8 protein-coding genes are annotated in these 11,544 nt (G+C 56.2%); 1 reads left to right on the top strand and 7 read right to left on the bottom strand.

Going from position 1 to position 11,544, the window contains the following annotated elements; translation table 11 throughout:
- Positions 1–53: 53 nt before the first annotated feature.
- Together thyX and dapB are read right to left on the bottom strand one after the other, a co-directional pair.
- Positions 54–806 (bottom strand): FAD-dependent thymidylate synthase, encoded by a 753-nt coding sequence (gene thyX / locus HMPREF2751_RS00950; RefSeq protein WP_016422599.1) that lies wholly within the window; start codon positions 804–806, stop codon positions 54–56.
- 20 nt (positions 807–826) lie between these two features.
- Positions 827–1,579 (bottom strand): 4-hydroxy-tetrahydrodipicolinate reductase, encoded by a 753-nt coding sequence (gene dapB / locus HMPREF2751_RS00945; protein ID WP_070595167.1) that lies wholly within the window; start codon positions 1,577–1,579, stop codon positions 827–829.
- A 264-nt stretch (positions 1,580–1,843) separates the two neighbouring features.
- Between dapB and HMPREF2751_RS00940 the strand changes: the two genes are divergently transcribed.
- Positions 1,844–3,232, top strand: coding sequence for an MDR family MFS transporter (locus HMPREF2751_RS00940; RefSeq protein WP_246823122.1), 1,389 nt, complete (start codon positions 1,844–1,846; stop codon positions 3,230–3,232).
- Positions 3,233–3,264: 32 nt separating this feature from the next.
- Here the strand turns inward: HMPREF2751_RS00940 and galK are convergent, their stop codons facing one another.
- The 5 genes from galK to HMPREF2751_RS00915 all read right to left on the bottom strand — a co-directional run bounded on the left by galK (position 3,265) and on the right by HMPREF2751_RS00915 (position 11,305).
- The gene (gene galK, locus HMPREF2751_RS11015) at positions 3,265–5,676 is read right to left on the bottom strand and encodes a galactokinase (protein WP_083280582.1); all 2,412 of its coding nucleotides are present in this window, start codon (positions 5,674–5,676) and stop codon (positions 3,265–3,267) included.
- A 9-nt stretch (positions 5,677–5,685) separates the two neighbouring features.
- Entirely contained in the window at positions 5,686–5,967 is a 282-nt protein-coding gene (locus HMPREF2751_RS00930) for a hypothetical protein (RefSeq protein WP_049170832.1), read from the bottom strand.
- 16 nt (positions 5,968–5,983) lie between these two features.
- A complete protein-coding gene (locus tag HMPREF2751_RS00925) occupies positions 5,984–7,645 on the bottom strand; it encodes a sodium:solute symporter family protein (RefSeq protein WP_172954607.1) in 1,662 nt (553 codons plus the stop codon).
- A 278-nt stretch (positions 7,646–7,923) separates the two neighbouring features.
- On the bottom strand, positions 7,924–8,880 hold the full coding sequence (locus HMPREF2751_RS00920; protein WP_049170826.1) for an aldose 1-epimerase family protein: 957 nt from the start codon (positions 8,878–8,880) through the stop codon (positions 7,924–7,926).
- A gap of 157 nt (positions 8,881–9,037) precedes the next feature.
- The gene (locus tag HMPREF2751_RS00915; RefSeq protein ID WP_048733516.1) at positions 9,038–11,305 is read right to left on the bottom strand and encodes a polyribonucleotide nucleotidyltransferase; all 2,268 of its coding nucleotides are present in this window, start codon (positions 11,303–11,305) and stop codon (positions 9,038–9,040) included.
- Positions 11,306–11,544: the final 239 nt, after the last annotated feature.

Here is an 11,544-nt window from a genome sequence, read left to right as displayed (position 1 = left end):
ACTACCTTTTCTTAAAAATCTCAATCGACTATATCTTCACACTGTACGTGCGATTACCCCTCGAAGGCGTAAGGACTCGACGCGACGACCGACCCATCCTTCAGAGTGTTGATCTCAAAATCCCCAAAAGCAACAGGAGCGCAGCGCTGCAGCTCCCGCAGACATGCCACTGCCAACTCCCGAATTTCAGCATCGGCATGCTCGGTCGCACGCATCGAAATGAAGTGGCGCCAAGACCGGAAATTACCAGTAACCACGATTCGAGTTTCGGTGGCATTGGGCAAAACCGCCCGGGCTGCCTGGCGTGCCTGCTTTCGCCGCAAGATAGCGTTGGGCTCGTCGGCCCACTTTTCTTCCAGTGCGTCTAATAACTCACCATAGGCGAAACGGGACTGATCAACCGCGCTTTCGAAAACTCGCAACAGATCCGGGTCCTCCGCAATTGCGGGAGGAACCACAACATTGTTGGAACTGGCCGGCACAAACCGCTGCGACAACTGCGAAAAGGAAAAGTGACGGTGCCGCGTGAGTTCATGTGCACACGAGCGCGACAGGCCACGAACATAGATGCTTGCACTTGCGTGTTCAAAAAGTGAGGTGTGGCCTACCTCGAGCACATGCCGCAGATATCCCCTATTCGTCGCAGTTCGCGGATTAGGCTTGTCCCACGTTTCATAACAAGCCCTGCCGGAGAACTCAATCAATGCTTCCCCACCATCGGCATCGCTATCAAAGTCGATGTCCTCCGGCGGGAAGAAGTTGGTCGCGGCGATTAGCTGCGCCTTGAGAGTGACATTTTCAGACACTTTTAGTTAACTCCCGGCTATTAAAGACCCAGGAACGGCTCCAGTCCCACAGTCAGACCCGGAAAATCCTCAATCTTACGCACTCCCAGCAGTACGCCCGGTACGAAGCTGGTACGCGAGTAGGAGTCCTGCTTAATGGTAAGCGACTGTCCTTCAGCACCGAAGATAACGGTCTCGTGAGCCACCGAACCGGTCATACGGACTGCGTGCACCGGAATGCCCTCGACATCGGCGCCGCGAGCACCATCCAGAGTCTGCTCAGTGGTGTCGGGCTGCTCCCCCATGCCTGCTTCCTTGCGAGCACGGGCAATAGCCTCAGCAGTGTGGATAGCGGTGCCCGAGGGGGCATCCTTTTTAAAAGGATGGTGCATTTCGATAACTTCAGCGGAATCGAAGTACGGAGCGGCTAGCTCCGCCATCTTCATCGTCAGTACCGCGGAGATTGCGAAGTTCGGTGCAATAAGAACATTGGCCTCACCGGCGGCGTCGTCAAGCCAGCGCTGCACCTGATCGAGGCGCTCCTTGGTAAAACCCGTAGTACCCACGACGGCGTTGATGCCATTCTTAATGCAGAACTCAAGATTGCCCATCACAGCGTCGGGCTGAGTAAAGTCAACAATGGTCTGCACACCAGCGGTGACAAGTTCATTCAGGTCATCGCCAGAGTCGAGACCCGCTGCCAGCTCCAAATCGTCGGCGGCTTCGACTGCCTCGCAGATGGTGGACCCTACCTTGCCCTTGGCGCCAAGTACGCCGACCTTGATATTGCTCACAGCTATTGTCCTTTCCCAACGGGTTTATCTTTCTCCCTTACCTTAGAATGTGTTGGCCAACTTGTGTGCCAATGCCCCCGTCCGCTTTGCCTTTTTGTCGACTTACGACGGGGTTTTTGTTGCGCTAAGATTCCATATCTTCGACAATTACCTATTTCTGTACCGATATATAGAAAGAGACTTCAATTGGTTTCTGAATCTGAAGATTCCGAACTCAGCCCAAGTTCGGAGGCACCACAGGCCGATGCGCCCAAAAGTGCTTATATGGCCATTTACGTGCTACTAGCTGCGGCATTCATGGCTATCTTGAACGAGACGGTCATGAGCGTCGCAATTCCCGTCGTCAAGGCGGACCTCGGAATCAGCGCAGCTACCGCAGGCTGGCTGACAACATCGTTCCTACTGACCATGGCAGTTGTCATTCCGGTCACTGGATTTCTCATTTCGGCAGTGCCGTTCCGCATTCTTTTCGCGGTCAGTCAAGGACTATTCGTCGTGGGCACTCTCATCGGTGCTTTCGCGCCAAACTTCGCGATCGTTCTGCTCGCACGCATTGTCCAAGCGTCCGGTACCGCAGTGCTGCTGCCGCTGCTGATGACCACGGTGCTCAACGTAGTACCGGAGCATGAGCGCGGGCGCATGATGGGACGAATGAGCGTGGTCATCGCTGTCGCGCCTGCTATCGGACCGACCATCTCCGGTCTCATTCTGGAGATTGCCAATAACAATTGGCATGCGCTTTTCGACACGATGTTGCCGCTCGGCCTAATTGTGCTGGTAGTGGGCGTCATCCTCGTTCCCAATATTGAGGAAAACTCCGCGAAGCCCATCGATATCCTCTCGGTGTTCCTCAGTGCCGGCGCATTCGGCCCGCTGGTGTACGCGCTGAGCCGCGTAGGCGCAGAGTTTTCGCTTATCGACGGAATCCTGTGCGCAGTCGGCATCGTGCTGTTGGTGTTCTTCATCATGCGCCAGCGCCGCTTGGCACCGCACAACCGAGCTCTGCTGGATCTTCGAACCTTCCGCACAAAGAGCTTTAGTCTGTCCACAATCATTCTGACCATTGGTTTCATGCTGATGTTCGGTGTGATCATCATTTTGCCGCTCTACCTCAATCTGCGAGGTGTCGACGTCAAGACTATTGGTTTGATTGTGATGCCTGGTCCACTGGTTATGGGTCTGATGGGACCGGCTGTCGGCCGGCTCTTTGACAGCTATGGTCCGCGCCCACTGGCAATTCCCGGCTCCATTGTCCTTGCCCTCGGTCTTTTCGGGCTCGGCTTCATCTCAGCATCGACTCCGCTATGGTGGATTGTCGCCTGCCACATCGTCCTTGAGATTGGCCTGGGGCTGCTGTTTACTCCGCTGTTTACATTCGGTCTTGGTGATCTTCCGAAGCGCCTCTACCCGGATGGCTCAGCAATTATGAACACGCTGCAGCAGGTTGCCGGCGCTGTCGGTACTGCACTGTTTGTGGCACTGTCAGCTGTTATTGCCGCTGGCCTGTCCAGCACTGGTGCGCCAGCTCCTGCCGCCGACGACTTGATTCGTGGCTATAGCATTGCGATGTTTACCGCCGCGGGATTTGCCGTGGTGCTAATCTTCCTCACCACGCTGCTCAAGCCGCAGCGGAAGGAGATTGCATTGCAGTAGCCCCCCCCCAAGACCGGGGGGGGGAATACCGCCTAAACTAGGCGGCTTGCTCCCGGCCCGGGATTTCCAACGAAAAACTCCGGTTCCGGCATTCCTCTGTCACGGAAGGCCGACGCAACTGCATTCGCTGCAGCACTGACACGGTCGTGTGGCAGCAGCGCAATGGCACTGCCGCCAAAGCCACCGCCAGTCATTCGGGCACCAAGCGCCCCCTGCTCAAGCGCTACGTCCACAGCAAGATCCAGCTCTGGACAGGAAACTTCGTAGTCATTCCTCAGCGAAAGATGGCTTGCCACCATCAACGTGCCAAAGGCCTCGAAGTCCCCCTCGGAAAGCTTTTCAATCGCCTGTGCCGTCCGGTCAATTTCGGTAACAACGTGACGTACTCGGCGCGCCACGGTATCAACCCATTGATCCCTATCTGCCTCAGCTGGGACGTTCTCCTTCGCCCAATTGATAGCAGCACCAACTGCATCATCCAGACCGCGGAAATCAGATACCCCAAGACCATTTGTCACGGCATCGATGATTCCGCGACGCGTCGCATACTGACCATCCGAGAGACTATGCCGAACGTTGGTGTTGATTACCAAAACCTCTAGGTCCTCGTCTGCGAAAGCAGCCTTTACAAGCTGGTCAGAACTCTTCGCAAAATCAATGACCAGTGCGTGGTTTTCCTTGCCCTTGATGGAAATACGCTGATCCAGACCGCCGGTAGAGGCACCAATGACCTCATTTTCTGCGCGGATAGCCGCCTCAACAATTCCCTGCTGCTCTTCATCGTTTGGTGCGCGCCCGTGGACGAGCTCAAAGGCTGCAACGCCGACAGAACACTCCAGAGCGGCGGAGCTGGAGAGCCCGGAACCGATCGGAACATCGGAGGAAATCGCAATGTCAAGGCTTGGACAATCCGCGGGCAACAGCCCTGCCTCACGCATAGCCCAGATAGTGCCAACTGCGTATCCCGTCCAATTTGCAGGAGAGTTCGGACCGACATCGGACATTGCGATAGCAACCGGCTTGTCACCGTCTGCGGCGTCGTCCTTGTCCATCAAGTCCGAAACAACTCGCACTGTCCACGAGTCACCAGCAGCCTGGGCACCCACCGCTGCGAAAGTACTCTGTGCCAACGCGAATGGCAGACAGATACCACCGGCATAATCGACATGCTCGCCAATCAGGTTGACTCTGCCTGGGGCGCGGAAGACGCCCTGTGGTTCCGAACCGAAACTGCGGCGGAATTGCTCAGTTACGTCAGATACCGCCTGTTTATGGGAGCGAGTGGGAAGCCAGCGAGTCTGGCCAACTTCCCGGAAGCGGTCAGCGATTGCCTCCGGGGTCGTGTCCGAAATCCAGGCTCCTTGCCCGGACTCTGAACCCGCGAGGAACTTCATGCGTCCTGCAGAGCGCATCATGGAATAGAGCTGCAGGTGGAGGCGGCCAAACTGGTGATCCTCGCCTACCGGAGCTTGGTTCCATGCTGCGATGTACGGCGTTTTGTCGATGCCGGGGAAGAATCGGTCAATACGTCGCAGCAGGTCAAGGTACATTGCTGTCAGTTCGTCCTTCTCCGCATCGGTCAGCTCCTGAAAACTACCGACAGCGCGGTTAGCCATAATCATGACTTCGACTGGCCACTTAGCTGCAGCTGGGACGAATGCGGTGAAGTACTCCCCTTCTGCGATGATCCGTCGACCTGAAGCCTTTTCGGCCTCCAGGACATCCTCAAAGAGGTCACGACCGGTGGTTTCGAAGTGGGCTTTCGCGCGTGAAACAATGGCTGCCGCACGTGGGGGCAGATACGGGTACGAGTAAATCTGCCCATGAGGATGCTGCAGCGTTACCCCAATTTCCTTGCCCCTGTTTTCAAAGGGGAACACCAACCTCACACCTTCGAGCTTGCTGAGTTCCGCAGTGCGGTGCGCCCACGCTTCAATAACGGTGCGAGCACGAGTAAAGGTCAGATCCCGGAAGGAGTCCGAAACATTCGGGGTAAAGCAGACAACCTCGCACCGAGCCAAGGCCGGCTTCCGCGGGAAAATCTCGGCGCCGTCGACAGTTTGGGCAAAGTCATCCGGAACTTCCATGTGCATGGAAAGCGAAGGGAAGCGGTTTTCAAAAACCACCACGTCGTAGTCACTGGCAGGCACCTCTGTGGGAAGTTGTTCCGGCAGCGTCGGAGCTAGTGGGTTCTCACCAGCAGGAGGCATAAAGGTGCGGTTCATGCGGTGCGCCGCGTAGCAGTACCAATCACCTGTCAGCGGATCTTGGCGCAGCTCCGACTCCGTAATCGCCTGTGGCAAATCACGTTCGTCGGTTAACTTTCGAGTCTTTTTGCCCGAGACATAGTCCGGTTCATCGTCGAAGTAGATTAGCTCGCGACCGTCGGCAAGCGTAGTGCGCGTTACCGAAAAAGCGTGAGAAGGCTGGTCATCGGTTGTCATTTTTACTCCTTATGATTCTTCGACAACCGTTGGGCGCAGTTTTGCCCAGGCATAGAAAACGATTGCAAAGAGAAGCAGGGCTATGCCGCTGTACAGGTTATACATCGGCTCTTTGGCAACACTGGTCTCCGGGTTAACTCCAGGATCGAGGAACAGCCACGACAGCAGCAAAATGATGCCGTAAAGACCAAGCAGCGCCCCAATGACATTGCGAATGTCAAAGGCACCTGCTTTCTTATTACCGGTGCTGATAGTCGCTTCTACAGTTGAATTGTTGTGTGTCCGTGACATGATTTCTCACTAGCTCCTATGCGAAAACGATGTTAAGAACTACGGCCATCACCAGGCACAAAATACCCAGCGGAACAGTTCGCTGTAACAATGGCAGCTCTGCCTCAGCAGCGTCTGTGAAGTGAGCCTTCGGCGTGACGGACTTGACGAAGCCCACCAGCTCCTCATCGGGTTTCGGCGTTGTCATGAGCGAAACGACCACAGCCACCACAATATCGACGACGAATGCCACGGAGGCGGCAGCGAACGCAGTGCCTTGCCCCGGCAGCTCAAAGATGGTTGCGCTTGCCGACGTGAACTCGGAGATGTACCAGTACAAAATCGCAGCACCCGTTCCTGCGAGCAGAGACGTCCAACCTGCTGTCGGCGTCATGCGCTTCCAGAACATACCGATAAGGAAGGTAGCGAACAACGGTGCGTTGAAGAAGCCGAATAGCGTCTGCAGGTAGTCCATGACGTTGCCGAAATTATCGGCAATCAATGCGGTGAACACTGCGATGCCGGTCGCGCCAATGGTAGCGATACGACCAACCTTGAGGTAGTAATCATCTGCTCGATTTTTGACGACGTAGGTCTGCCAAATGTCGTAGCTAAAGACTGTGTTGAACGCGGAGATATTCGCCGCCATACCTGCCATAAAGGCTGCTAGTAGCCCTGCAATAGCGATGCCCAGCAGGCCGTTGGGAAGCAAATCTCTCATTAGGTACAGAATTGCGTCGTTAGGCTTGGCAGTCTGATCCATGATGGGTGCGACAGTCGCGCCGGCGATCATGCCCGGCAGCACCACGATGAACGGAATGAACATCTTTGGAAACGCGCCGATAATTGGAGTCTTGCGTGCGGCCGACAGCGAATCGGCTGCCATGGATCGCTGAACCTCCACGAAGTTCGTTGTCCAATAGCCAAAGGACAGCACGAATCCCAAACCGAATACCAATCCGATGACTGAAACTACCGGGTTGTCAAAACCAGAAATATCCGTGCCCGGCCAGGTGTGGAAGTGCGATTCAGTGGCAACTTTTTCCTTAAGCCCCGACCAGCCGCCGACGCTGTGCAGACCGATTAGAGTCAGTGGCATTAGAGCTGCGACAATCACGAAGAACTGAAGTACCTCGTTGTAAATCGCTGCGGACAGTCCGCCCAACGTGATGTAGGACAGCACAATGACTGCAGCGACGACCAATGTCAGCCACAGTGGCCAGCCGAGTAGCGCATTGACCACTTTGGCCAGCAGCAAAAGGTTGATACCCGCGATGAGCAGCTGCGCGACGGCGAATGAAATCGCGTTGACAAGGTGCGCTCCGGGACCAAAACGACGCAGCATGAATTCTGGTACTGAGCGAACCTTGGAGCCATAGTAAAAGGGCATCATGACAATGCCCAGGAACACCATGGCGGGAACCGCACCAATCCAGAAGTAGTGCATGGTCTGGAAACCGTATTCCACACCATTTGCGGACATACCGACGATTTCCACTGCGCCTAGGTTGGCTGAGACGAACGCCAACCCTGTCACCCAAGCCGGCAGTGAGCGCCCAGAGAGGAAGAAGTCAATGGAGCTGGACACTTTGGCTCGTGCAGCCCAGCCAATGCCTAGGACGAATAGGAAGTATAGGGCAACAATGGAGTAATCCACCCATGATGCCTCGAGCCGTAGGGCTGATTGCGCCACTATCACGACGGCCTCCTCACAATTAGGGAGTCAAAACGTATTCAGGAAATGCACGAATTGGGATTTCTTTTTCTCGGCACCTGGCTGGTGCACGCCCATCAAGGCCGTGAAAGTGGCTCGACCTACCCCGAAGTGTGGGGCCAGATAGCCACTATCCGGAACAAAAGGAAGACCTATTCTTTTACATTCGTCCCCAAGTGTATTTTCCATTCTTAATTCCAGGTGAATTAATTAAGAAGGTTTTAACCCGATTGAGGGGGCTGCACTCTTCTGCGCTGGGAAAACTATTTTCCGCCCGTTTCCGCGCGCAGTCCCATGGCAAGAGTTGTTGTCTCTCCAGCCTGAACTCGCAGCAAACCGGTACCGGAGCGTAGCGCATCCGGCGGACATGTCATTGGCTCCACCGCAATCGCATTCCCGTGCCCAGGAAATCCTTCTCGTCGTCCAGCGTCGGCAACATAGACCTGGAAGAAGCGGAATTCATCATCGGCCCAGAGCACAGCACCCTTGCCATTTGGTCCAACCAAATGTGCTTCACGACGGCACGGTGAGTGACTCCCCGCTGCCTCCGCGGCAGCAAAGAAGCAGTGATCCAGCCACAGTCCATCCAGGGATACCCCCTCTCGAAGGCTGGGAACCACTGTCTCCGCTGGCACCGCTGGGCCGGCGGGCAAGTTTCGAATTGGCTCCAGTGGCAGGTTGTTATCAACGGGCAACCGTAGTGTGCAACTGCCGAAGTCAGCGCCCAACGCGCTTAAATAGGGATGCCAGCCCAGACCAAACGGGCACTCCCTATCGCTGCGATTATGCACTGTGAACTCCGCCGATAGGCCATCTGCAGACGTGACTTGCCAGCGCACGGTCATACCGAGTTCCCAAGGCCAGCCCGGTTGCGGCTCAACTTCCACGCCCAAGGTGACGCTGCTGTCATCAGAATCGACCACAGACCAAACGCGATCTGCAACAAATCCGTGAATAGCATTCGCCCGGGACGGCTCCGAAATATCTAGTCGATGGACTTCCCCATCAAAGATGAATACTCCGTCAGCGACCCTGTTCGGCCACGGAGCCAGGAGCGTACCTGCGGACAACGGTGGATTGAACCCTTTGGGATAGTCAGTCAGCAGTGGCAGGCCACAGTACTCCAGTGATCTCGGTCCACCACCGAACTGGGAAATACTTGCGACATAGCCACCGGCCGCAATGTCGATGAATTCATGATCGTGCGCGACAAGTTGCATGCGCAAATTACCTTCCACGTGGGTTCGAAAATTAATCCCTTCGAAACCCGAGATTAACCCAAAACAAAAGCGCGGTTAGGTCAATTTGTGACCTAACCGCGCCATCGCTACACGCGTTGTTGGAGGCTACCTAAAGCACATCCTCCGTCGCCAAGCATTAATCGTCTTCGACCGGAACCAGCGAGATCTTGCCGCGGTTGTCGATATCAGCGATTTCGACCTGAATCTTGTCGCCGACATTGATGACATCCTCGACCTTCTCGATGCGCTTGTCGCCACCGAGCTTGGAGATGTGGATCAGACCGTCACGGCCCGGAGTCAGGGAGACAAAAGCACCGAAAGCGACAGTCTTCACGACAGTGCCCAGGTAGCGTTCGCCGACCTTCGGCAGCTGCGGGTTAGCAATGGCATTAATCTGCTCGATTGCAGCGTCCGCGGCCTTACCGGAAGTTGCCGAGACAAATACGGTGCCGTCGTCCTCGATAGAGATATCAGCACCGGTTTCCTCGGTGATGCCGTTGATGGTCTTGCCCTTCGGACCGATGAGCTCACCGATCTTCGAAGCCGGAACCTTAACGGTGGTGATCTTCGGAGCGAGACCACTCATCTCGTCCGGAGACTCGATGACCTCAGCCATGGTGGACAGGATGGCCAGACGTGCATCACGAGCCTGGGACAGAGCATCGGCCAGAACCTTCGACGGAATACCGTCGAGCTTGGTGTCCAGCTGCAGTGCGGTAATGAAGTCCGCAGTACCAGCGACCTTGAAGTCCATGTCACCGAATGCGTCTTCGGCACCGAGAATATCGGTCAGTGCGACGAAGCGGTTCTCACCGTCAACCTCGCCGGAAACCAGGCCCATGGCGATACCGGCAACCGGAGCCTTCAGCGGCACACCGGCGTTGTACAGCGACAGAGTCGAAGCACAGACCGAGCCCATGGAGGTCGAACCATTGGATCCAAGCGCCTCGGAGACCTGGCGAATGGTGTACGGGAACTCCTCGCGGGACGGCACGACCGGCAGCAAAGCGCGCTCAGCCAGTGCCCCGTGACCAATCTCGCGGCGCTTCGGAGAGCCAACACGACCGGTCTCGCCGGTGGAGTACGGCGGGAAGTTGTAATGGTGGATGTAGCGCTTGGAGGTAACAGGAGTCAACGAGTCAATCTGCTGCTCCATCTTCAGCATGTCCAAAGTGGTGACACCCAGAATCTGGGTCTCGCCGCGCTCAAACAGCGAAGAGCCGTGGGCACGCGGAATCAAGCCGACCTCAACGCCCAAGTCACGAATGTCGGTGACACCGCGACCATCGATGCGGAAGCCCTCAGCCAGAATCTTCTCACGGACAATCTGCTTCATCACTGCGTTGTATGCAGCGCGAATCTGCTTAGATGCAGCTTGCTCGTCGACATCATCGGATACGAAGCGCTCCAGCAGCTGCCCCTCGACGTCCTCCATGTACTCATTGGTGGCGTCATCTCGTTCCTGCTTACCCGGAATGGTGAGCAGCTTGGCCAGCTTCTTAGCGGACTTCTTCTCGACTGCGTTAAAAATCTCATCGCTGTATGCCGGGAACAGCGGGAACTCCTGCGTTTCCTTCGCTGCGCGCTCAGCCAGACCCTTCTGTGCCTCACACAGAACCTTGATGTGCGGCTTTGCTGCCTCGAGGCCAGCGGCGACGATGTCCTCGGTCGGCGCCGGTGCACCGTCAGCAATACGCTTGACGACGGTCTCCCCTGCTCCGGCCTCCACCATCATGATGGCGACATCTTCGACGTTCTTGCCGCGACGCTTGCGGGTGACGATACGGCCAGCGACGACCATCTCGAACAGAGCCTGCTCGTGCTGCTCCTCGGTCGGGAAAGCGACCCATGCACCCTCTGGGTGCTTGTCATCAGCAACGAGCGCGATGCGGACGCCACCGACAGCGCCGGAAACCGGCAGCCCGGAAAGCTGAGTTGCAGCTGACGCGCCGTTGATTGCGACAACGTCGTAACGGTCCTTCGGATCCCAGGACATGACGGTGACAACAACCTGTACCTCGTTGCGCAGGCCCTTGACGAAGGTCGGACGCAGCGGACGGTCAATCAGACGACATGCCAGGATGGCATCGGTAGACGGGCGGCCCTCACGGCGGAAGAACGAACCCGGAATCTTGCCCGCAGCGTACATACGCTCTTCAACGTCGACGGTCAGCGGGAAGAAATCAAAGCCCTCGCGGGGCTGGTTGGAAGCGGTGACGGTGGACAGGAGCATGGTCTCCTCGTCCAAGTAGGTGGTCACCGAACCATCGGCCTGACGAGCCAGCTGGCCCGTTTCAAAGCGAATGGTGCGGGTGCCGAAATCACCATTGTCGATGGTGGCAACGGCCTCGGTAATACCGAAATCCTCATCAAAGAAAAATTCAACAGCCTTGCTGTTGGCCATAGGTTTCTTACTCCTAGAAATAGCGGCGATCATCGATGTCGCCTGTAAAAGATCGAATGAACTTCGTTTGCGTCACGCATTCTACCAGCTAACGCGGAAAGTTCTCGTATTGGACGGATCGGAGATCTCTCACTGCATCTGGGTTCTTGCACCTACGCGGGGTTCTAGGAGTTTGCGGGGCGGGGGGCACTTATCGATGACTTTTCTTGACTCATCGATGGTTTACCGTGTCTTATCGA

The sequence above is a fragment of the Corynebacterium sp. HMSC063G05 genome, assembly GCF_001810555.1.
In the GTDB taxonomy this organism is placed as follows: Bacteria; Actinomycetota; Actinomycetes; order Mycobacteriales; family Mycobacteriaceae; genus Corynebacterium; species Corynebacterium jeikeium_D.
The sequence above is the reverse complement of the archived record's forward strand: the minus strand, read 5'-3'. Positions and strand labels throughout refer to the sequence as shown.

Excerpts from the sequence above, each read along its gene's own strand:
- HMPREF2751_RS00940 (WP_246823122.1), top strand. The coding sequence starts at position 1,844 with ATGGCCATTTACGTGCTACTAGCTGCGGCATTCATGGCTATCTTGAAC.
- galK (WP_083280582.1), bottom strand. The coding sequence starts at position 5,676 with ATGACAACCGATGACCAGCCTTCTCACGCTTTTTCGGTAACGCGCACT.
- HMPREF2751_RS00930 (WP_049170832.1), bottom strand. The coding sequence starts at position 5,967 with ATGTCACGGACACACAACAATTCAACTGTAGAAGCGACTATCAGCACC.
- HMPREF2751_RS00920 (WP_049170826.1), bottom strand. The coding sequence starts at position 8,880 with ATGCAACTTGTCGCGCACGATCATGAATTCATCGACATTGCGGCCGGT.
- HMPREF2751_RS00915 (WP_048733516.1), bottom strand. The coding sequence starts at position 11,305 with ATGGCCAACAGCAAGGCTGTTGAATTTTTCTTTGATGAGGATTTCGGT.